This is a genomic window from Acinetobacter legionensis (assembly GCF_048551735.1).
Taxonomy (GTDB): Bacteria; Pseudomonadota; Gammaproteobacteria; order Pseudomonadales; family Moraxellaceae; genus Acinetobacter.
The window spans coordinates 165,214-187,091 of sequence record NZ_JBIMBV010000001.1; the positions used below are offsets into that span (position 1 = coordinate 165,214).

Genomic DNA, 21,878 nt, shown 5'->3' on the forward strand with positions numbered 1-21,878 from the left:
TCTGAGGATAACCGTGTGGAAAATAAACAGGATTTAGAAAGCCAAGTCCCGCAATGGATTGAGGTATGGAGTAAATATGTTTTATCACAGTATTCCACAGCTTTAGAATTAGACAAATATGCAGTTGAATTAGTGCAAGAGATTTTGTTGGCGACGACTCAAGGGGATAGCTGCATCTCAGCAGAGGATCAAAATATAGTCCTATTAAAGCCACTAATTGTTGACCATGATGTGGCTGAAACAACGATTGCACCATTTGTTCAACAGCATGGGTTGATTTATCTGTACCGCTATTGGCAACTTGAGCGACGTTTATCTGTACAAGTCGAAAGGTTAAAACAGTCTGAAATTCAACAAATTGATATTGTAGGGTTTGATCATCTTCTTAATGATCCGTATCAAAGCGCTGCTTTGAAGATGGTGGCGGGTAACGCTTTCAATATCATTACAGGCGGGCCAGGAACGGGGAAAACTTATACTTTGGCAAGAATAATTGCAGTATTACAGCAAACCATTCCTGATATTCGTATTGCAATGGCTGCGCCCACAGGTAAAGCCGCACAAAGAATGGGCGAAGCACTACAAAAATCTTTAAGTGATCCAAAATTACAAAGCTTTGGATTAAATCAAAATCAATTCAACCCCATGACTTTACATCGGTTATTGGGTTTGGGAAATCAGCATATTCCACGTTTTAATCTGAGACAGCGATTACCTTATGATGTGGTCATAGTCGATGAAGCATCGATGTTGGATTTAAATTTAGCCACGATGTTGTTTGAGGCGATTCCTGAGCATTGCCGTTTAATTCTTTTGGGCGATGCCAATCAATTGGCTTCTGTGGATGTCGGTTCGGTATTGGCAGATTTACAGAATGTACAATCATTACAGTACAATCGGGTCAATCTACAGACCAGTCAACGCTTTAAAGAGGGTGCCTTAATTGGAAAAATGGCACAGTTTATTCAATCACAGAAAAATCAAAGTATAGCCCGTGCAGAATTATTGGCGAATTTTGAGCAAGAGATTGTTGCGGCTAGTGCGCTTAAACCAGTTGAACTCAAAGCAAATATGCAAGATGTGATTCAGCTTGAATATCTGCCTGAAAAGATTTTTCCAGCAGATCTAATGCAGTATTACCAAAAACTCAGTTTAGGTTTTCAAGCTTATTTTCAAAGTTTAAGCAACTATCTGATCGCCGACGACTCTCATCATCAGATTGAAGCGGTGACACAAGCATTTGACCTATATCGTATTTTAACGGCTGTTCGGCACGGTGCATTGGGATTGAATAGCTTAAACCATGAAATGGAAAAAGCATTATTTGAATATCTTCCAACATTGGCTCGTTATGGTGACTGGTATGTTGGGCGTCCTGTGATGATGAGCTATAACGATTATCAACTTGGTCTTTCCAATGGAGATATCGGAATTTGTCTAAAACATCGCCAGCATGTTGATCAATTTGAAGTCTATTTCCCCAGTTTAGACAAATGGATTGCTGCAACACGTTTGCCTAAATCGATGCAAACCGCTTTTGTTTTAACCATTCATAAATCTCAGGGTTCAGAATTCACCCATACTGCAGTAGTTTTGGATGTTACAGCAACACGCTTATTGAGCCAAGAGTTGATTTATACTGCTATTACACGGGCTAAATCAGTGGTGAGTTTACTGGTTGATCAACAAGCATTTATCCACGCTTTAGACACCACCACAACTAGAATGAGTGGATTGGTTAGCATGATTAACACGGCATAGTTATTTTGTAGTTTTTGTTGATAATTTGCCTCTATGTACGAAATTGCTTACATGAATTCGAGAGATTTGCGCATAGAGCTTCTTGTTACTTTTTGAGATGATGAAGACATAAAGAACTCAGCAAGGATCGTTGAGTAAAATCGCAAAATAATAATAATTTAAAGTCGTGAGACTGCGAACTTACAGGAAAGTAAGTGATAAGAGGAAACTTACAGCCGCTAAGCCTTGTAGTTTTGGGAGAGACTACAGGGCTTTTTTATTAAAATTAAATGCTGAATTTTACCTCAAAGAGAATCAATCTATTTTTTAAATTAAGTTTTAAATTTGGGTCTAGTCAAACCACCTTATTAATCATACAAGTGGTTTCTATCAAATCATTAGTCAGAAATAAAACTTCTATTTTTGTATGAACTTTTAGAATCTGTTAGTTATCAATTCAATTTTTGTACTATTGAACCCTAGATGGTGATCCTATCGTGTGGCGACATGGATGTCTCCATGTTGGGTGGAGCTACAGGACACCCCCTCGCCCATGAGCAAAAAAAAGCAGTGCTTTGTTTGTAGCGCAAGGTTTGGCAACCCTTACGAAAAGTGGGGCATCGCTAACGCAAAGGTATTTAAACTTTGAATATAAGGTGTGTTATTGCAAACTTTTTATAATTAAATAATTTACTTATTCCTGTATTTGATTTAATTGATGATAATTATATTCTTGAGTCTGAATTTTTTGACAGGTTACCTATAAATATAAAGTGATTTTGCAAATGGTTAAAATTTACAAGGTTTTTTTAAAAGGTTACAGCCATTGCCTCTATGTACGTTATTTCTCACATAATCTTGCGGTAAATGCGACTTCTGTTCAATGTCTGTCACAGGCATAATAAGTCACATAAGGACATAATTAGTCACATGGTTGTGAAATAAGTGTCATGTACAAAAACAAAAACTGCTTAGGGTACAAGCAAATACTATAAATAAGATAAGCACAATAACTAAACAAGAAACTACAGCGCAAAGGGAAAGCCCTAAGAGTGATCTTAGGGCTTTTTCATGTTTTATCTGTCGCGTTTAAAGCTGTTATTTAAACCAATTCGGTTTCTGTTCGATCTGTGCCAAATAATGCTCTACGTTGTGTTTTAGGAATTTTAGGACACTGGCTAGAAATTTGATAAAGCGTTTGTGCCAGAGCAGGAATATGTGTTCCAACCACAGCTTTTCCTGTATTTAAAATACTGACGCTAATATCACGTTCTGGATCGGCCCAGCAGAGAATGTTGGAAAAGCCTAAATGCCCAAAAGCTTGCCCCGTCATTGGTCCAAATATACCTACTGGGTTACTGCCGAGCATAGGCCCTAAAGCATAGCGCATCGGTGCAAGCAAGGTTCGGTCTATGTTGGTGGTTGAAGTGGGCAAAGTTGCACGAAATACAGTTTCAGGACTCATGATTTGCTTGCCGTTATATTGACCACCATTCAATAACATCTCAAAGAAGCGATTGGCTTGTTCAGCACTAGTGTAAATATTGCCAGCAGGGCATACCGTATCCATAAAACGTGGATCATTAGTCACATCGACAGCAAGCTGTAAGCCGCCACCGAGCACATGGTTTAAATATAAGTCTGTACCGAGTTTAGGGTGTACACCAGTCGGATAATTTAAAGCAACTTGATCTCTATATTCTGGTTCTAAGCCATAGTTAAAAAACTGCATATCCATCGGTTTTTCAATGTGCTCATGTAAAAACTGACGAATATCTTGTCCTGTTACCCTTTCAACCAATTCACCTAAGATATACCCCGCAGTAACAGCGTGATAAGCCAAATGCGTACCAGCTGGTGAAATGGGCTGCGCAGCGTAAAGGTGTTGCAAAATACGATCTTTATCAAAAAGCAGTTCAGGGGTGACTTCCATTTCTATCCGTGGAATTCCACCACGATGGGACAACAAATGGAAAATTGTTGCACGGCGCTTCCCATTTTGTGCATATTCAGGAATGTAATAACTGATCGGATCTAATAGATTGATTGCACCTGTTTCATCTAACATGTGAATCAGCATTGCTGTAATTATTTTTGATGCTGAAAATAGACAAATCGGGGTGTCTGGATTGGCAAGTACTGCATTTGAAGCGAGACCATCGGCAGAATTACCTGACGCATAACCCAGACTACGATTGAGAATAATCTTGCCTTTGCGTCTTAGGCACATGGTGATCAGGGGATGATTGCCTGTTTGATACAGATTTTCAATACTTTGCCAAATCTTTTCAACTTGTTGTTGGTTCATCCCTCCCAGTTCTGGAGACACTTCATTTTTGCGCTGAGTGATACTGCTTAAGTCCTTAGGTACATAGCAGGTATTGGTTGAAAACAATTTCACAATCTTTTTCCATGATTATTTTTATTCCACGGCAGTGTGAACTGAGTTGAGCATGATGTCAGTGTCCCAATTGCCATGCTATCTGTAAAAAAATTGCAATAGTCTTGTAGTTAAGCCTTATGGAATATGGTTGTACGATATTTTTGCAATCTCACCCCAGTTCCTTTAAAATAGGCGACTGCTGTAGTGATGCACGGCAGTTAAATTGATTTTGAAGAGTCAATTTGATTTGTATCAAATATTTAAATTAAGCATCTCGGAGAAATCGAATGGCTTTAACAAACGCAGATCGCGCAGAGATCGTTGCAAAATTCGCTCGTGCTGAAAATGACACTGGTTCACCTGAAGTACAAGTTGCTTTATTGACTGCTCAAATCAATGATTTGCAAGGTCACTTTAAAGAACACAAACACGATCATCATAGCCGTCGTGGTTTGATCCGTATGGTTAACCAACGTCGTAAGCTTCTTGACTATCTTAAAGGTAAAGATGCTACTCGTTACAGCGATTTGATTGCTGCTTTAGGTTTACGTCGTTAATTCGATTTAAACTTTTATTTTCGGATTATTGCATGCTGAATGCTGTACTGATGAAAACTAAAGTCTATCCAGTATTTACTGGATAAAAGGGAAGGGGCGAATATTCGCTCCTTCTTCGTGTTTAAAATTAGTCTAACTAAAGATTTATTGTCTAGTGAGGTCGGCTTCTAAGCTTTGTCATTTATGCGGTTGATGTGAATGCCAAACCTTAGGGGTCTCCACTAGAATAAAATTAGGAAACAAAAATACATGTCAATGTTTAATGTTATTCGTAAAGAATTTCAATATGGTCAACATCAAGTTGTGCTAGAAACAGGTCGTGTTGCTCGTCAAGCAAACACGGTTTTTATTACAATGGGCGGCGTAACAGTACTGGTTGCTGTTGTTGCACAACCTACTGCTAAAGCGGGTCAAGATTTCTTCCCACTTACAGTTAACTATCAAGAAAAACAATATGCTGCGGGTCGTATCCCAGGTGGTTATGGTAAGCGTGAAGGCCGTGCTTCAGAAGCAGAAACTTTAATTTCTCGTTTAATTGACCGTCCAATTCGTCCGTTGTTCCCAGAAGGTTATTTCAACGAGATCCAAGTTACTGCAACAGTTGTGTCTTCAGACAAAACCATGGATGCTGACATTGCTGCAATGTTAGGTACTTCTGCTGCACTTGCAATCGCTGGTACACCTTTCCGTGGTCCAATCGGTGGTGCGCGCGTTGGTTTGATCAATGGCGAATATGTCCTTAACCCAAATTTAGAACAACTTGCTCAATCTGACCTTGACCTTGTAGTTGCAGGTACAGAATCTGCTGTATTGATGGTTGAGTCTGAAGCAAAAGAACTTTCAGAAGACCAAATGTTAGGCGCTGTGCTTTTCGGTCATGACGAAATGCAAATTGCAATCCAAGCGATTAAAGAGTTTGCTGCTGCCGCTGGTGCAACAGAATCAACTTGGACTGCTCCAGTTAAAAACGAAGATCTTCGTGCAAAATTAAAAGACGCATTTGAAGCTAAAATCTCTGAAGCGTATACCATTGCTGTTAAGCATGACCGTTATGCTGCCTTAGATGCCCTTCAAGCTGAAGCAACTGCTCAATTCGTTCCTGAAAATGACGAATCTGGCATTGCAGATGACTTAAACGAATTATTCGAAGATCTTAAATACCGTACTGTACGTGACAACATCCTTTCAGGAAAACCACGTATCGATGGTCGTGATACTAAAACTGTTCGTGGATTAGATGTACAAGTGGGCGTGTTAGATCGTGCTCATGGTTCATCATTATTTACACGTGGTGAAACTCAGGCGTTGGTTACAACGACTTTGGGTAATACACGTGATGCGTTGATGGTGGATACCTTGTCTGGTACAAAAACTGACAACTTCATGTTGCATTACAACTTCCCTGCATATTCTGTAGGCGAAACAGGTCGTGAATCTGGTCCTAAGCGTCGTGAAATTGGTCATGGTCGTTTAGCACGTCGTGGTGTACAAGCTGTTCTTCCACCAGCTGATCGCTTCCCGTATGTGATTCGTATTGTATCTGACATTACTGAATCAAATGGTTCATCTTCAATGGCTTCTGTATGTGGTGCTTCATTATCACTTATGGATGCAGGTGTTCCTCTTAAAGCGCCAGTTGCGGGTATCGCAATGGGTCTAGTAAAAGAAGGCGAGCGTTTTGCTGTTCTTTCTGACATCTTAGGTGATGAAGATCACTTAGGTGATATGGACTTTAAAGTTGCTGGTTCTGCAAACGGTATTACTGCGCTTCAAATGGATATCAAAATCGAAGGTATCACAGAAGAAATTATGGAAGTTGCGTTGAATCAAGCCTATGCAGATCGTATGCATATTCTTAATGCAATGAACCAAGTGATTTCACGTGCACGTCCTGAAATTTCTATGCATGCACCAACATTCCAAGTGATCAACATCAATCCAGATAAGATCCGTGATGTGATTGGTAAAGGTGGTGCGACAATCCGTCAAATCACAGAAGAAACAAAAGCAGCGATTGATATCGAAGATAACGGTACTGTACGTGTATTTGGTGAAACGAAAGCGGCTGCTCAAGCAGCGATTGCAAAAATCCAAGCGCTTACTGCTGAAGTTGAACCAGGTAAAATCTATGCAGGTCGCGTGATTCGTATCGTTGAATTTGGTGCGTTTGTAAATATCATGCCAGGTACAGATGGTTTACTTCACATCTCGCAAATTTCAAACGAACGCGTTGCAAACGTGACTGATATCTTGGCTGAAGGTCAAGACGTTAAAGTTCAAGTTGCTGACGTAGATAACCGTGGTCGTATTAAATTAACTATGAAAGATGTAGACCAAGCATAATATTTGCAAGGTTTAAATCTTTTACAGTTTGATTAAAATTTAATAAAGAAAAGACTGCCTTGTGCTTTGCCAAAGTTACAACTTTGGCTTGCTCAGGGCTTTTTTTATGGCATGATGCATAACAAGAAAGACTAAAAATATCGTGGATATGCAAAGCTTTTATTTTTTTCAACACACAGATGAACCTTATACTTGTATACAAAAAGAGCCTGTTTTTAATGCAGAGCAACAATTTGTTTGGGTGGACTGTACCCGTGAAGATGTGGTCAATCGTGCTGAGCTATGGCAAAAAGAAGTCTATAATGCGACCGAGATTCACCTCAATGAATATCATATTCGAGATATTTTAAATATCGAACATCCATGCGCATTTGATGCAATGGAAGATTATGATTTATTGATTTTTCGTAAATTAATAACCCCAGATGATCAGATCGATAGTGGTGAAGATGCACTTGAACAGCATGATCATGTTTTTGGCTTAGCGTCTTCGCCAGTCAGTTTTATTATTACTTCACAAGCTTTAATCACCATTCATGAAAAAGGCAACCATGCCTTTGAAAGTTATCTTGCACGTATTTTCAATATCATGAATAAGAGTTTAGAAGAACAGAATAAACCACGTAAATTACCCACTACGCCTTTAGATTTAGCACTGCGCTTGTTAAATAGTATGATTGATGGCTATTTGGATTTACGTAATCCTTTGTCTCGTCGCGTTGAATTTTGGCAACAAGAACTTTTGCAAGGTAATCGCCGCTTTACTAAGTGGCATCAACTGTTTCAGGAGAATCTGGTTTTTCAACAAATCGAAAATTTGTGCGAAGAACAAATAGATTCCTTACAAGAACTTCGAGATGAAATTGTTGAAAATTATGCCCATTTAAAAGGTAAAAAACGCACTGAGAAGCAGGACATTATGCTGGTTCGCGTGGATGATCTCGTTAGCCATGTTGAGCGTATTCAAAAATATACAGTACGCTTAAGTACGGCAATTCAAACTGCGATTGATTTACATTTTTCTGCAATCGCCAATCAAACCAATGAGAATATGCGAATTCTTGCGATTATTACTGCCGTGTTTGCGCCATTAACTCTATTAACAGGGGTATATGGAATGAATTTTGAATTCATTCCAGGTCTACGTAGTCCGATAGGTTTCTGGGTGATGTTGGGTGTGATGTTAGGTTGTACGATTGGGCTGTTAGTCTATTTTTACCGTCGTCATTTGGTAGGACGTGGTGAACGAAGTGTGATTGATATGTTGGCACAACAACATAAAAATCAGCACGTCAATTTACTCTGGTTTTTAGATTATGAACCGATCAAACAAACCATGAAAGAAGTCGAAAAAATCACAAAACTGAAATAATTAAGCATTATTCTGGTTGAGGATTTATTTGAGCTGTCTTTTGTAAAATTAAGTAGAGTTGATCTTTTAATCTTAATTTTTTCCGCTTGAGCTGCTCAATATTTTCATGAATATGATTGAGTGGATCAAGCTCAAGGTGACTGATTTCACGATCAAGTTCATCGTGGTCAATCAAAAGTTTAGCAAAATGCGGATCTTCTTGTTTTAAACTACACATGAGATCACGGTGTTCTGGGAACATGTGTTTCAACTTTTTATTCATTACTTTCGAATTCATCAGAGCTCATTAACCTCTTTGTCATAAAATTCTAAACGATAAAACAAAAATGGAGAGACAAGTTCTCCATCATGACAGGTTAAATATTAACCTGTCACTAGGCATTAACATTTTGAAATGAATTAATGAGTATGAAGGTGAAGATGTTTGACTTGTTTTCGTAATTGTTGAACTTCATCAAGTAAATCCATCATCATTGCAACGGCAGATAAACTGGCTTCAAAGTCGCGTTGTAAACGATAGGCGCGGCGTGCCCGTGAGATGTCTTCTCCAAAAAATTGATGAATACGATCCTCAGGACGTGCGGGTAAAATTTCATATTCAAGCAATTGCAAAATCCAATCCGGACTTTGACCGCATGCCTCAGCAAAATGCTTGAGATCTAGATTTAGGTTTTCATCCACGATTTCTGCATCATGGAAACCGTCATAGACAATTTCACGATATTGAATAGTTGTCATGATTGCTCTCCTTTAGCAAGGCTATGTTGGTATCTATAAAATTATGAACGGGGATTAAAGTCATTAAAAGCATCAGCAAATTGTTGATAGGCTTTTTGCTGTGTTTCGGTGGTTGCTTTGGGATAAACAATATTAATCACCAAATAAAGATGACCTGGGGTTTTATGCGGTATCCCTTTATCTTTTAAACGGAGTTGCTGATTGGGTTTGGCATTTTGTGGCACAGTTACTTTTACTTTACCTGCTGGGGTATCAATTTCAATACTTTGACCAAGTGCTGCTTCCCAAGGTGTAACATCAACTGTGTAATAGACATCAGTACCTTCAACACGAATACGGTCAGTGTCTTGGTATTGGATCTCAATATAAAGATCGCCATTTTCACCACCGTTAATTCCAGCTTGTCCTTGTTTTGCAAGGCGAATTTGCTGACCTTCTTTCATGCCTTTCGGAATTTTAACTTGGAGGGTTTTCCGTTGTACCTCGGGCTCACCATAGGCATTATAGGTAGGGATTTGTAAGGTGATACTCTGGGTTGCGCCTTCATAACCAATGCTTACAGGAATTTCAATACTGGCATGTTGATCTTCACCCTTATAGCTGCGCTGTTGCTGAGAGCCGCGTTGTCCAAAATCTTGTTGATGTCCGCCACCAAAACCGCCACCGAAACGTCCAAATAGATCTTCAAAACCACTAAAATCTTGTCCACCACTGCTACTGTATGAGCGATGGAATTGGCTACCGTCAAAACCACTTTGACCTGTAGATTGCCCTCCAAACCCACCTGTATTGGCATAGGGGTTGTCGAGTTCAAAATCGTATTGTTTTTTCTTTTCTTCATTACTTAAGGTGTCATATGCGACATTGATGGCTTGCATTTTTGCTTCAGCATCAGTTTCTTTACTCACGTCAGGATGATATTTACGTGCGAGTTTTCGATAAGCTTTTTTAATTTCGTCTGGTGTCGCATTTCTAGAAACACCCAAATCTTCATAATAATTTTTTGCCATACTTAAGGTCATTATTTTGTTTAACTTTATTCTAGTTTTATGCCTTTTTGGCTACAGATGGAAGAGCAACTTAGTGTGGTTATTGTTTCAAAACTTATCTAGAACAAAATCCCGCTTATTCCTGATAAAGGTGGTGTTTCATGTTCTATGGGCTTTGTGTGTTCGGGTTGTTGCTTTGGTTAAGTAAATGACGATTCCAAATAGCTATTTAACATTTTAACTTATAAAACTTGCTGATTATGCTTTGAATTTTAATTGAAAAAAAAGAGCAAACTGAATTTGCTCTTCTTAGTAAAAATCGATAGTTAAATTTTTGCAAATTTAAACCATTCAGATCTCAATAGATTAACTTAAATGCTCACCAAACAGATTCAAAGCTTCTTTTGCGGTGAACTGATATTTTTTATTGCAAAATTGACAATCCATTTCAATTGGATTTTGAATTTCTAGGGTTTCTTTGACCGCATCTAGACCAATTTGGATCAACGCATTTTTGCATTTATCGCGTGAACAGGTACAGTTGAATTGAAGTTGTTCAACGTCTGGCAGACGAACCTCTTCCTCGTTATATAAACGATAAAGAATTTCTTGTGCGGTTAAATCTGTCAACTCTTCAGGTTTTAACGTTTGAGTCAGCATAATCAAACGTGGCCATAAGTCTTCATCGACACGTTGTTGTTCTTCTTCATTATTACGTGGTAATAACTGAATTAGTAAACCGCCCGCATTGTGATGCGTGCTTGCCAAGACAATACGTGTTGGAATTTGTGCGGAAAGATCGTAATACTGCATTAAACAAGCGGCAAGAGTAGGTTGATCTAGTGGCACAATCCCTTGATAACGCTCACCAAACTCAGGTTCAATATTGATAAATAGAACAGGTTGTTGCAAGGTGCTAAGCACAGTACTACTGTCTTCACTCAACATAAAATGTGGGTCTTCTTCATAATCTGCAAGTGCGCGGACATCACCTAAATGGTTACATTCAGCCATTGCCCATTTGAATGTACCTTGTGCTTGAATTTGTAAGCTAATACGTCCTTTAATTTTTAATGTGCTGGCAAGTAATGCTGTTGCACTCAACATTTCACCCAATAAAATACGCACAGCGGGCGCATAATTACGCTGCGATAGAATTGTTTGTAGTGCTGTATCTAAATGTACAATTTCACCACGTACAGGGCTATCTTCAATATAAAAACGTTGACGTAAATCAGACATAAAATTCTCCAAATCCCTGTTTAGATGGTGGCGATATTATAAATCACAAGTTTATTTCACCTGAAAAACTGTGCATCTTAAAGTTAATTTTCGTCATCACGTATAATATTAATACGATCGTGTTTGGTATGTAGCATTTGAGCTTTTGTTGTGGGTCTTTCTAAACCGGATTCATCCAAATCTGGGACGTCTTTATATTGATCAGGATTATGGTTTTCAACTTGCGCATCACTTTCAAACAGGTGCTCAAGCTCCGAAATAAAGTCCCGATAGCTTTCAAAAAGCTTTTGCTCATCGGTATAAATGCGTTGTTGACGCGTTAACAGTTCTTCATCGTAATTTCTAAATAGCTCAACACTATCATAAGCCTCTTGTTTACTCATTCCTAGTTCACACAATGCTCGATATCCCATACCCAATGAAGTCAAATAGGTTTCACGCCAAATATGTTTGACCCCGACATCACGCAGGAGGTGCATGTGATAGCGATCTCGTGCTCGAACTAATAAGGTAAGGTTTGGATAATTGAGTAAAATATGTCGAGCAACATTCATTGAGTCTTCAACATTATCAATTGCTAATACAAAAACTTTAGCCTGTTCAATTCCAGCCGCACGTAGTAAATCGGGTTGAGTCACATCGCCATAATACAAAGTACCACCATAGCGTCGAACAAAATCAATTTTTTGTAAATTATTATCAATGGCAGTAAAGGTAAAATGACGGATACGTGCTAAACGAGCAACAATTTGCCCTACACGACCAAAACCAGCAACAATAAGAGCTGGGTGTTCGTTGGGAATCTCATCGTATTTGGGTGCACTGTCTTTATTGATTAATGGCAATACTTGCGTGCTCACTAACCAAAAGAAGATCGGGGTGAGTACCATTGATAAGGTCACAATTAAGGTAATGGGTTCCATGATTGCTTCAGCTAGGACTTTCTCGCTTTTTGCCACGTTTAATACCACAAAGGCAAATTCACCCCCTTGGGCTAAACAGGTTGCGACCATTAAACTGTTGGTCCAACTCATTTTTTTATAACGTGCAATGGCTGCCATCACGATCATTTTGATCATAATTAAACTGACTGCGCCACCAATAATCAATAATGGCATATCTGCAATTAGCGAGATTTGTGTGGTCATTCCCACCGTCATAAAGAATAAACCGAGCAATAAACCTTTAAAGGGGGCAATACTGGCTTCAAGTTCATGACGGAATTCAGAGTCAGCTAGAAGCACACCCGTTAAAAAAGCGCCTAAGGTTGTGCTAATTCCGAGTGTATCCATCAATAACACCACACCCAGCACGATAAATAAGCCAACGGCTGTGATCAGTTCAGTTGCTCCACTTTTTGCCACAAAGCGAAAAAAAGGTCGCATCACATAACGGCTAAACAAAAATAAACCTGTAAACGTGGCAACAATCGCGGCAAAGTAAGCAATACCATGATGACTTGATTCGCTACCTGCTAAGAGGGGGATAATGGCGAGTAGGGGAATAGCAGCAATATCCTGAAAAAGTAAAATTGAAAAGGATTGCTGACCATGGGTAGTATTGAGTTGTTGTTTTTCTTCCAAAAGCTGTAAAACAAAGGCGGTTGAAGAAAGTGCTAAGGCAAAACCAATGACAAAACTTGCGGGGAGTGATTGTTGAAAGATTAAATAGATCGTTCCCATCAGAACCAATCCCGTAATCCCTACCTGTAAACTTCCCATCACAAAAATGGATTGGCGCATTTCCCATAAACGTTGTGGGCGAAGTTCTAAACCGATCAGGAACATCAGTAAAATCACCCCAAATTCTGCAAGGTGCATGATTTCCTCTGGATCGTTGGCGATGTTAAACGCGCTTGGACCCAGAAGTATTCCTGTAAATAAGTAACCTAGCACGGTAGCAATACCGAGTTTTTTCCCTAATGGAACAAGGATTAATGCCGCGCCAAGGAAGATAGTGATTTGGAGTAACAGTGACATTCACTTGCCTTAAGTTTTTTCTTTATTTAGAAATTGTAGCGTGATTTTGTGATGGGCTTGGAGATATTTATTCAGAAATTGTCTATTTACCTAATAAAAATTTAACAGTGATTAGCACTATGAGGGGGATAGCCTTTGTACCCTCACCTAATGGCGGCAAGTCTATCGTCATATAAATAGATATATTGTGCGTATTTAAACAATACAAAATGCAGCAGTGGTTTAATTGAGACTCGGTTCATTATCTCAATTTGTATAGCAATAAACTAAATTAAAAATTTAACTCAATTCTTGCGGATCAACATCTATGGTTATTTTCATCGTAGAGGGTTTGCTATGTAACAGCTGTTGCCACCATTGACGAATATAAAAATGCATTTTTGCCCGATCTTGAGAAAGCAAAACCACATGAGCTTGGTAACGTCCTGCTTTACGCTCCATTGGCGCTGGAATCGGTCCCCAAATATCAATTAAATTATCTTCGGCAGTTTGTCTAAGGAGCTGCGTCATTTCAGTCAGAAACTTTAAATTTTCTTCCTGATGCTTTGAATCACAGCGAATCAAAGCTGTATAACGAAAGGGTGGAAGCTGTGCGGCTTGGCGATCTTTTAAAGTTTGTTTAGCAAAGGTCCGATAGTCATTATGAATCAAGGTGTTTAATAAAGGATGATCAGGTCTTAGGGTTTGTAAATAGACTTCACCCTTCATTTCACCACGACCCGCACGACCTGCAACTTGAATAATTAATTGCGCAGTACGTTCTGTAGCACGGAAATCTACACTCAACAAACCTGCATCGATATCCAAAATTGCCACTAAGGTGACATAAGGAAAGTGATGTCCTTTTGCCAGCATCTGCGTGCCAAGTAAAATAGTCGGTTCACTTTTTTGGATTTGATCATAAATCTTTTGCCAACTACCAACCCGACTAGTTGAGTCACGATCTACGCGCAAGACGGGGAAGTGAGGGAACAGCTCATTCAAGGTTTCTTCAACTTTGGCAGTTCCCATGCCAATTGGCTTTAATTGTTGTTGATTGCATTGAGGGCAAGCATCAGGCATACGATTAATCGTGCCACAATGGTGACAGTGCAAATGCTGATAAGGCTTTAAATGCAGGGTAAAGTGAGCATCGCAGTTGGGGCAATTGGCCTGCCAACCACAGCTTTCACAGATAAGCACAGGGGCATAACCGCGGCGATTTAAAAAAATCAGAACTTGTTCTTTTTTCTCTAAACGTTTTTTGATTTCAGCAATCAAAACATCACTTAAGCCATGCTGTTTTTTTGCCACTTTTAAATCAATCAAATGCATTTTCGGCATGATTGCGGCACCAGCACGTTGATTTAATTCAATCCGTGTCAGCTTTTCTTGGCGAGCAAGATAATAACTGTCAATACTAGGCGTGGCCGAACCTAAGATAATCGGGCAATTTTCTAAATGTGCACGATACATGGCCACATCGCGAGCATGATAGCGAAAGCCTTCTTGTTGTTTAAACGAAAGATCATGCTCTTCATCTAAAATAATCAAACCCAACTGTGGCAAAGGTGTATAAATTGCAGAACGTGTGCCTAAAATAATAGAGGCTTTGCCCGTTTGCGCATGCTGCCATGCTTGTAAACGTTTAGTGTCATTTAAGCCTGAGTGCAGTAAGGCAATATTGCAATGAAAACGTGATTGAAAACGGCTGATGGTTTGTGGGGTTAAGCCGATTTCAGGCACTAAAACCAAGACTTGTTTGCCTTGTTTAAGTACTTCATGCATCACTTGCAAATAAACTTCGGTTTTACCACTCCCAGTTAAACCATCCAGTAGAAACGCTTGATATTTTTTCTGCGCTTTTAAAATCGCTTGAATGGCTTTCTTCTGATCGTCATTTGGCGTGAGGGGCATCTGTGCCAATTGCACCGGTTCTGGCGTGACATTTTGTGGTTCTAAATCACAACGAACAATGTCTTTTTTCTCAAGGACTTTGAGTGTGGATGTTTCAACACCACTTAGATTAAGAATATTTTCCTGTGTCCCTTTCGGGTGTAGCTTTAAAATTTTATAGGCTTCTTGTTGTTTTTCAGAACGCTTAACTTTGTCTTCGGCATGTAAGTCTAAAAGTTTCCAGATACGTGCCAATAAATTATAAGGTTTCCCTTGGCGTAATAAGGTAGGTAACGCCGTTTGAATCACTTCACCGATAGGAAATTGATAATATTGTGATGACCATGTCAATAAACTTAAAACTTTACTGTCTAGAATGGCCTGTTCATCTAACAGTTCAGTAATGGCTTTGAGTTTAAAATGGGAATCCACAGGTTCATCAATCGGTACTTTCTTGACAATAACACCAATCAGATTCTGTCTGCCAAAAGACACTGCAACACGCGCACCGACTTCAGCTTGCGCATATTGTTCAGCGGTGACTTGGTAATCAAAGCAGTCATTCAAATAGACTGGAACAGCAACTTGAATACGATAAATCGTCTGTGGCGTAGCAAGGGTATTCGACATTTTTAATTTAGTGACTCATTAATTTAGTGAGGCTGTGATGAAATTGTTTCATGTGCAGATTCGGCTTGTGTTAGAGTGTAACAGTCATCTATAAACATGAATATGAATGATTTATAGGGTATGACGCAACAGCGTAATCAAAAAATTTTGGAAAACTAGAGCATAATAATGCCAGCATATCAATTTACTGCAATTGATGCTTCAGGAAAGCAGCAAAAAGGCGTGTTAGAAGGAGATTCCGCACGCCAGATTCGACAACAACTACGGGACAAGGAATTGATTCCTGTCACGGTGGATGCTGTTGAACAAAAAGATAAAAATAAAAGTTCAGGATTTTTTCAACGTAAATTCTCGGCTTATGATCTGGCCTTAATGACACGTCAACTTTCTGTTTTGGTCGCTGCTGCGATTCCTTTAGAGGAAGCATTACGAGCAGTTGCCAAACAAAGTGAAAAAGTGCATGTACAAAATCTTTTACTTTCGGCACGTTCAAAAGTGCTTGAAGGGCACTCTTTGGCTCAAGCGATGCAACAAACAGGACGCTTTCCAGATTTGTATATTGCGACCGTTGCTGCGGGTGAACGTTCAGGGCATTTAGATTTAATTTTAGATCAATTATCTGATTACACCGAAAACCGCTTTGCCATGCAAAAGAAAATTCAAGGTGCGATGATCTATCCAATCATCTTGATGTTTATGTCTTTTGCGATTGTGATGGGGTTGATGACATATGTTGTTCCAGACATTGTTAAAACCTTTGACCAAAGTAAGCAAGCCTTACCATGGATCACTGTAGCACTGATGAAAGCCAGTGAGATTATTCGACAGGCATGGCCCTTTATGCTGGTTTTTAGTGTGGTTGGATTTTTCTTATTAATTCGTTTTTTGCGAACTTCTGCAGGGCACTATGCTTTTGATCGTTTAACACTCAGATTGCCATTATTTGGTAAATTATCTCGTGGTATAAATGCGGCACGTTTTGCCAGTACCTTATCTATTCTGACTCAATCAGGTGTACCGCTCGTAGATGCTTTGAAAATTGGGGCCGCTGTGAGTAGTAATTGGGTAATACGAGATGCTGTCAATATTGCAGCAGAGAAAGTCACTGAGGGTGGAAATCTTGCTACGCAATTGGAGCGTTGTGGTTATTTCCCACCGATGATGGTACAAATGATTAAAAGTGGTGAAGCTTCGGGAGAGTTAGACCGAATGTTGAGCCGTGCATCAGATATGCAGGATCGAGAAGTATCTTCATTTATTTCAACACTATTGGCTTTATTGGAGCCATTAATGTTGGTGTTTATGGCGGGTATTGTTTTGGTTATTGTGATTGCAGTTATGTTGCCAATCGTCAATATGAACAATATGATTTAAGCCAATTATTTTTATAAAGAATATATAGAGAGTAAGCAGATGCAACGAAAGATGAATAGGACTCGTCAGTCAGGTTTTACCTTAATTGAAGTGATGGTTGTGATTGTTATTTTAGGCGTACTTGCAGCATTGATCGTACCCAATGTGATGGGACGTGGTGAAAAAGCCAAAGTTGACACCACTAAAATTGCATTAAAAGGTGTAGCGGGTGCTTTAGATCAATATAAATTGGACAATGGGCGTTATCCGACAAGCCAAGATGGTGGTTTAGATGCGCTTGTCAATCAACCCGCAACGGCTAAAAACTGGTTACCTGGTGGTTATGTTAAAGGTGGTTATCCGAAAGACAGTTGGGAAAATGATATTCAATATGTGATCCCTGGTTCTGAAGGTCGTAAGTTTGATTTATATTCTTTTGGTGCCGATGGTAAACAAGGTGGTGAAGGAAATGATGCTGATATTTATTACCAACCTTAATTAAAGAATATTTAAGTTATAGTTTATTGAGTTAATCACTTCATTGAATCGAGTTAATAAATATTGAGTGAAGTGATAATCTTTCTTGTTTGCTAAAATGTACTTAATTTATTGAAATATAACAGCTATTTAAAATAACGATGTTTGAGAGTTATAATAAGAATTATTCCCATATTTAATAGTTACAAGAAAGTTAAATTGTGTATAAAAATAGACTTTTTATTTAATTAAAAGCTTGCATAATAGTTCTCAGGGCAATCTGAATTGCTGAGGAGGATGAGATGAAAGCATTATTATTACCAGATGAAATCAGCCAATTTCATTGGACTATGCTCAAATCTGTTCTTTTAATTTTGAGCCTATTACCGATTAGCCAGTTTTTTCTCAATATTTGGCAAGTTGCCGATGCCAATAGCCAGATCATGATTGGTTTTATGGCGATTAGCGTATTTAGTGCATTATCTATTATTAGTTTTTATAATGCCTTAAATTTGACAGTATTTCAGTTGAAAACTGAATTCTCATCATTATTAGAACAATATTTAGTACGTTCATATTGTTATGTGCCAATGTTATTTTTAGCTGCAATGATGTCTTATTTGGTGACTCAACTTTAGTTGAAATATCATGGAAAACCGAGGGTATAATCCTCGGTTTTTTTTGCACGATGATTTAGTAATTCAAGTTTCAACTAAGTCGGCTGAACAAGGCTCATGGTGATTTTGCGCACAATAGGTAAGATAAAAAGTAACACTGGAAAGGCAATCAGCCAAGAAATCCCCCAAGCTGAAAGCCATGTGTATAGCGAAAAATTCTCAAAACCCATGCTTCTGAATGTACTGATACATGAAACAATAAATGTCATGATAATAGATAGTAACAAAGGTAAAACAATCGCTGTATAGCGATGTGGAATCTTTTTAAAATTAAAATAAGACGATTTAGAATTTTGCATTTTTTACTCCGTAAACCAACAAACGCCAGTGCCGCACCAAAATATTAAAATTTTGATTAAAAATAGCCCCAAGCCTTGTTGGAGATATGTTGGCACGTTGATTGACGTAAACGTTTACGGCTTTATGATCAGCGAAAATAATTTAGCATAAACTTGAAAAAAATATAATAAAAAATGCACCGAAAATATTTTCAATTTCGTTTTGATAAGACTTGGGTTGGGGCTAGGTTGAACATGATTGTCTTTTTAACAGGATCATTTGTCTGTTTTATATAAGGTTGATTGCTTTAAATTTATCTAAAATGATTTTATCTATCGAGATGAACTGATAAAAATACGAGGACTCAGCAATGCAACAAATAGAATGGAATGACTTTCTTAAAGTAGAGTTAAGGGTCGGAAAAATTATTCAAGCCGAAGTGTTTGAGAAAGCGCGTAAGCCTGCTTATATTTTGCATGTTGATTTTGGCGAAGCGCTTGGTGTAAAGAAATCGAGTGCGCAAATTACCAACCTATATCAACCTGAAGATTTAATTGAGAAGCTGGTGGTTGCTGTTGTGAATTTTCCCAAAAAACAAATTGGACCGATTCAATCAGAGTGTTTAGTGACGGGTTTTCATAATCAAGATGGGCATGTGACGTTGTGTGTGCCTGATGCAAATGTACCATTGGGAACAAAGTTACTTTAACAATCGAATCAAGCTTTTTGTTGAAGTTTACCTCATCTCCTTAAACCAGAGATGAGGGATTCAAATATTAACGTCTAGATTTAAAGCTAATATCGACTGCTTTAGGGCGATAGATCCAGCCCAAAATTAATAATAATAGGGAGAGCAACAAAATAGGATAATCACTAAAGCGGGTGTACCAAGTTTCGCCTTGCATGGCAGGTAAATCACCACGAAGCACAGCTTTTTGATCTACAGGGGCTTGTTTTACAATATGCCCATTGTGGTCAATAAATGCTGTTACGCCTGTATTGGTAGCACGAATAAACCAGCGTCCATTTTCTTTGGCACGCATTTGCACCATTTGAAGATGTTGTAATGGCCCTGCTGTACCCGTGAACCATGCATCATTAGAAACAGTCACTAAAAAGTCACTATTAATCGCATTACGTCGAGTGAGATTCGGATAAGCTACTTCATAACAAATGGCTGCAGCCAAATCATGTCCTTTAATATTAAAAGGCTTTTGATTGGATGCACCTTGGGAAAATCCACTCATGGATGGATCATTTTGTAGCGCAGGTAACACCCAAGCCAACAATCCTGAAAGTGGAATATATTCACCAAAAGGCACTAGACGTTGTTTTTTATATAAGCCTGAAGAATCTGCGCCAGAAGCCATCATACTGTTGTAGTACATCGGATAGCCATTTTTTTGTGATTCTTTTAAGTCCCAATAAGGAATACCCGTTACCCATGCTGTGCCTGAACTTTTGGCTTGTTGATCCATCATATCCAAGAATTGTTGAATATCTGTTTGGAACAGTGGAATCGATGATTCTGGCCAAACAATCAGATCACGCCCCCATTCAGTACGGCTTAAATTTACATAAATTTCTAAGGTTTTAACCTGATATTCAGTCAACCATTTTAAATCTTGCGGAATATTGCCTTGAATCAAAGAAACGGAGAGCGGCTTTTCTGCTTTCGGTTGTACGAAAGTGATAAATGATGCAGCCCATGCGCCAAGGATTAAAATGATTGCAGGAAAGATCCAAAAGACTTTTCTATTTAAAATTTCAACCAATGCACAGGCAAGGATAATCACAACAAAAGATACTGCAAACACACCAAAGAGTGGAGCATAGCCATCTAAGAGTCGTTCAGTAAATGCGTAACCTGCAAATAACCAAGGAAAACCTGTAAAGACCCAAGTCTTGGACCATTCAAAAATAACCCACAAAGGAGCGAAAGTTAATGGTGTTTCAGGGAAGAATCTACGATATACCCAAGTCTGAATTGCGGTAAAAAGCCCCATGACAATGGCCATGATGGCGATCATCAAGACACTCAATACAGCATTGGTATCCCCATACACATGAATCGAGGTATAGAGCCAGAATGCGCCAACAAACCATAGACCAAAGCCATAGCTTAAGCCAATCGCAAATGCTTGGCGTGGTGTACGGCCTTTTAAGCAAGCATATAGCAGGGCAGGCGATAAAATTGCCAACCACCACCAGTAATAAGGAGCCAGTGCTAAACTGAACACTGCGCCTGATATTAACGAAATCAATAATGGGAAAATGAAGGGCAGCTGTTTTTGTTGTTGGGATGAATTTAACAGCTTATCAAAGTATGCTCTCATTTATGTACAGCTCGAATCAGATGAATAGTGCGCGCATCTGCTTCAATAATTGTAAATTCCCAATCCTCAAGCTCAACCACTTGGCCTTGAAGATCACTCACTAGACCAATTTCTTGAAGCAGTAATCCGCCCATAGTCTCTACTTCATCGTCAGGAAATTCAGCATCTAAAACATTGTTAAAATGTTCTATTGGTGTAAGTGCCTGCACAATCCATGTATTGGCTGTGGTATGTGTTGTATCTGGAATGATAAATTGTGCTTCTTCGTCAACGTTATCATGCTCATCTTCAATTTCGCCGACAATCTCTTCTAGAATATCTTCTAAAGTGACCAGACCTGCTGTTGAACCATATTCATCAATTACAATGGCAATATGGGTTTGAGTGTTTTTTAACATCCTCAAAACTTGGTCGGAACGTGCACTTTCTGGGACAAATAATGGCTGACGCATTAACGCATGCACATCTACAACAGATGAACGATCAGTTAAAAAGGGTAAAAGATCTTTAGCAAGTAAAATACCCACCACGTTTTCAGGCTGATCAGAAGAAAAAACAGGGAAACGTGAATGTGCAGACTCAATAAGAATGTCTAAAATATCAAGAAGTTGATCATCTTCTTGTAAGCTGACCATCGCTGTGCGCGGAGTCATGACTTCACGGATTTTTGTTGCAGGAAGGTCTAATACGCCTTCTAACATTGCAACAGTATCGGGTTCTAAAAAACGACGTGAATCTTGTACTAATTTTAGCAGTTCATCTCGGGTTTCTGGCGCTGTTCCTAACCATTTGCGTAAGCCACGCATTCCCCACGATGGGCCTGATTCCTCGTGCATGATCTTTCCTAAAGACGTTTAATATCTAGTAAATGTTTTTTTATCATACCGAAGAAAACACAGATGTCTATC

18 protein-coding genes are annotated in these 21,878 nt (G+C 38.9%); 8 read left to right on the plus strand and 10 right to left on the minus strand.

The genetic code is table 11. The annotated features are described in order from the left end of the window. Positions 1-15 precede the first annotated feature (15 nt). Entirely contained in the window at positions 16-1,761 is a 1,746-nt protein-coding gene (recD, locus tag ACG9ZL_RS00710; RefSeq protein WP_419358883.1) for an exodeoxyribonuclease V subunit alpha, read from the plus strand. A 1,081-nt stretch (positions 1,762-2,842) separates the two neighbouring features. Here the strand turns inward: recD and ACG9ZL_RS00715 are convergent. Further along, positions 2,843-4,141, minus strand: coding sequence for a serine hydrolase domain-containing protein (locus ACG9ZL_RS00715; protein WP_336953721.1), 1,299 nt, complete (start codon positions 4,139-4,141; stop codon positions 2,843-2,845). A gap of 269 nt (positions 4,142-4,410) precedes the next feature. On the opposite strand from ACG9ZL_RS00715, the gene rpsO reads away from it, so the two are divergent. The 3 genes from rpsO (at position 4,411) to ACG9ZL_RS00730 (ending at position 8,395) form a co-directional block, all read left to right on the plus strand. Further along, on the plus strand, positions 4,411-4,680 hold the full coding sequence (gene rpsO, locus ACG9ZL_RS00720; RefSeq protein ID WP_004725514.1) for a 30S ribosomal protein S15: 270 nt from the start codon (positions 4,411-4,413) through the stop codon (positions 4,678-4,680). Positions 4,681-4,935: 255 nt separating this feature from the next. Beyond that, positions 4,936-7,023 (plus strand): polyribonucleotide nucleotidyltransferase, encoded by a 2,088-nt coding sequence (pnp, locus tag ACG9ZL_RS00725; protein ID WP_419358884.1) that lies wholly within the window; start codon positions 4,936-4,938, stop codon positions 7,021-7,023. 148 nt (positions 7,024-7,171) lie between these two features. Further along, positions 7,172-8,395, plus strand: coding sequence for a magnesium transporter CorA family protein (locus tag ACG9ZL_RS00730; protein WP_336953741.1), 1,224 nt, complete (start codon positions 7,172-7,174; stop codon positions 8,393-8,395). Between the two features lie 7 nt (positions 8,396-8,402). On the opposite strand, the gene ACG9ZL_RS00735 is transcribed toward ACG9ZL_RS00730, so the two are convergent. The 6 genes from ACG9ZL_RS00735 to ACG9ZL_RS00760 form a co-directional block, all read right to left on the minus strand. After that, complete coding sequence (locus tag ACG9ZL_RS00735) at positions 8,403-8,672, minus strand: HP1242/YdcH family protein (protein ID WP_336953722.1); 270 nt, start codon at positions 8,670-8,672, stop codon at positions 8,403-8,405. Positions 8,673-8,794: 122 nt separating this feature from the next. Then, a complete protein-coding gene (locus ACG9ZL_RS00740; RefSeq protein WP_004725521.1) occupies positions 8,795-9,133 on the minus strand; it encodes a chaperone modulator CbpM in 339 nt (112 codons plus the stop codon). A gap of 41 nt (positions 9,134-9,174) precedes the next feature. Then, entirely contained in the window at positions 9,175-10,143 is a 969-nt protein-coding gene (locus tag ACG9ZL_RS00745) for a DnaJ C-terminal domain-containing protein (protein ID WP_336953723.1), read from the minus strand. Positions 10,144-10,488: 345 nt separating this feature from the next. Continuing rightward, a complete protein-coding gene (gene hslO, locus ACG9ZL_RS00750; RefSeq protein ID WP_004725526.1) occupies positions 10,489-11,364 on the minus strand; it encodes an Hsp33 family molecular chaperone HslO in 876 nt (291 codons plus the stop codon). Positions 11,365-11,447: 83 nt separating this feature from the next. Beyond that, a complete protein-coding gene (locus ACG9ZL_RS00755) occupies positions 11,448-13,343 on the minus strand; it encodes a monovalent cation:proton antiporter-2 (CPA2) family protein (RefSeq protein WP_336953724.1) in 1,896 nt (631 codons plus the stop codon). A 279-nt stretch (positions 13,344-13,622) separates the two neighbouring features. Further along, positions 13,623-15,848 carry a primosomal protein N' gene (locus tag ACG9ZL_RS00760; RefSeq protein ID WP_419358742.1) on the minus strand — a complete coding sequence of 742 codons (2,226 nt, stop codon included), beginning with the start codon at positions 15,846-15,848 and terminating at the stop codon, positions 13,623-13,625. A 168-nt stretch (positions 15,849-16,016) separates the two neighbouring features. Between ACG9ZL_RS00760 and gspF the strand changes: the two genes are divergently transcribed. The 3 genes from gspF (at position 16,017) to ACG9ZL_RS00775 (ending at position 18,316) form a co-directional block, all read left to right on the plus strand. Further along, positions 16,017-17,222: a type II secretion system inner membrane protein GspF gene (gspF, locus tag ACG9ZL_RS00765; protein WP_336953726.1), complete on the plus strand. Its 1,206-nt coding sequence runs from the start codon at positions 16,017-16,019 to the stop codon at positions 17,220-17,222. A 39-nt stretch (positions 17,223-17,261) separates the two neighbouring features. Then, positions 17,262-17,699, plus strand: a complete 438-nt coding sequence (gene gspG, locus ACG9ZL_RS00770) for a type II secretion system major pseudopilin GspG (protein WP_004816754.1) — start codon at positions 17,262-17,264, stop codon at positions 17,697-17,699. Between the two features lie 281 nt (positions 17,700-17,980). Continuing rightward, positions 17,981-18,316, plus strand: a complete 336-nt coding sequence (locus tag ACG9ZL_RS00775) for a hypothetical protein (RefSeq protein ID WP_336953727.1) — start codon at positions 17,981-17,983, stop codon at positions 18,314-18,316. Positions 18,317-18,390: 74 nt separating this feature from the next. On the opposite strand, the gene ACG9ZL_RS00780 is transcribed toward ACG9ZL_RS00775, so the two are convergent. Further along, on the minus strand, positions 18,391-18,654 hold the full coding sequence (locus ACG9ZL_RS00780) for a DUF2798 domain-containing protein (RefSeq protein ID WP_419327964.1): 264 nt from the start codon (positions 18,652-18,654) through the stop codon (positions 18,391-18,393). A 350-nt stretch (positions 18,655-19,004) separates the two neighbouring features. Here ACG9ZL_RS00780 and ACG9ZL_RS00785 point away from each other — a divergent pair, with 350 nt between their 5' ends. Further along, positions 19,005-19,343 carry a tRNA-binding protein gene (locus ACG9ZL_RS00785; protein WP_419327963.1) on the plus strand — a complete coding sequence of 113 codons (339 nt, stop codon included), beginning with the start codon at positions 19,005-19,007 and terminating at the stop codon, positions 19,341-19,343. A gap of 67 nt (positions 19,344-19,410) precedes the next feature. On the opposite strand, the gene lnt is transcribed toward ACG9ZL_RS00785, so the two are convergent. Beyond that, the gene (lnt, locus tag ACG9ZL_RS00790) at positions 19,411-20,970 is read right to left on the minus strand and encodes an apolipoprotein N-acyltransferase (RefSeq protein WP_419327962.1); all 1,560 of its coding nucleotides are present in this window, start codon (positions 20,968-20,970) and stop codon (positions 19,411-19,413) included. Next, positions 20,967-21,806: a CorC family transporter gene (locus tag ACG9ZL_RS00795; protein WP_004816763.1), complete on the minus strand. Its 840-nt coding sequence runs from the start codon at positions 21,804-21,806 to the stop codon at positions 20,967-20,969. Before ACG9ZL_RS00795 ends, lnt begins: the two co-directional genes overlap by 4 nt. Between the last annotated feature and the right edge of the window lie 72 nt (positions 21,807-21,878).

Excerpts from the sequence above, each read along its gene's own strand:
- rpsO (WP_004725514.1), top strand. The coding sequence starts at position 4,411 with ATGGCTTTAACAAACGCAGATCGCGCAGAGATCGTTGCAAAATTCGCT.
- pnp (WP_419358884.1), top strand. The coding sequence starts at position 4,936 with ATGTTTAATGTTATTCGTAAAGAATTTCAATATGGTCAACATCAAGTT.
- ACG9ZL_RS00730 (WP_336953741.1), top strand. The coding sequence starts at position 7,172 with ATGCAAAGCTTTTATTTTTTTCAACACACAGATGAACCTTATACTTGT.
- ACG9ZL_RS00735 (WP_336953722.1), bottom strand. The coding sequence starts at position 8,672 with ATGAATTCGAAAGTAATGAATAAAAAGTTGAAACACATGTTCCCAGAA.
- ACG9ZL_RS00740 (WP_004725521.1), bottom strand. The coding sequence starts at position 9,133 with ATGACAACTATTCAATATCGTGAAATTGTCTATGACGGTTTCCATGAT.
- ACG9ZL_RS00745 (WP_336953723.1), bottom strand. The coding sequence starts at position 10,143 with ATGGCAAAAAATTATTATGAAGATTTGGGTGTTTCTAGAAATGCGACA.
- hslO (WP_004725526.1), bottom strand. The coding sequence starts at position 11,364 with ATGTCTGATTTACGTCAACGTTTTTATATTGAAGATAGCCCTGTACGT.
- ACG9ZL_RS00755 (WP_336953724.1), bottom strand. The coding sequence starts at position 13,343 with ATGTCACTGTTACTCCAAATCACTATCTTCCTTGGCGCGGCATTAATC.
- ACG9ZL_RS00760 (WP_419358742.1), bottom strand. The coding sequence starts at position 15,848 with ATGTCGAATACCCTTGCTACGCCACAGACGATTTATCGTATTCAAGTT.
- gspF (WP_336953726.1), top strand. The coding sequence starts at position 16,017 with ATGCCAGCATATCAATTTACTGCAATTGATGCTTCAGGAAAGCAGCAA.
- gspG (WP_004816754.1), top strand. The coding sequence starts at position 17,262 with ATGCAACGAAAGATGAATAGGACTCGTCAGTCAGGTTTTACCTTAATT.
- ACG9ZL_RS00775 (WP_336953727.1), top strand. The coding sequence starts at position 17,981 with ATGAAAGCATTATTATTACCAGATGAAATCAGCCAATTTCATTGGACT.
- ACG9ZL_RS00780 (WP_419327964.1), bottom strand. The coding sequence starts at position 18,654 with ATGCAAAATTCTAAATCGTCTTATTTTAATTTTAAAAAGATTCCACAT.
- ACG9ZL_RS00785 (WP_419327963.1), top strand. The coding sequence starts at position 19,005 with ATGCAACAAATAGAATGGAATGACTTTCTTAAAGTAGAGTTAAGGGTC.
- lnt (WP_419327962.1), bottom strand. The coding sequence starts at position 20,970 with ATGAGAGCATACTTTGATAAGCTGTTAAATTCATCCCAACAACAAAAA.
- ACG9ZL_RS00795 (WP_004816763.1), bottom strand. The coding sequence starts at position 21,806 with ATGCACGAGGAATCAGGCCCATCGTGGGGAATGCGTGGCTTACGCAAA.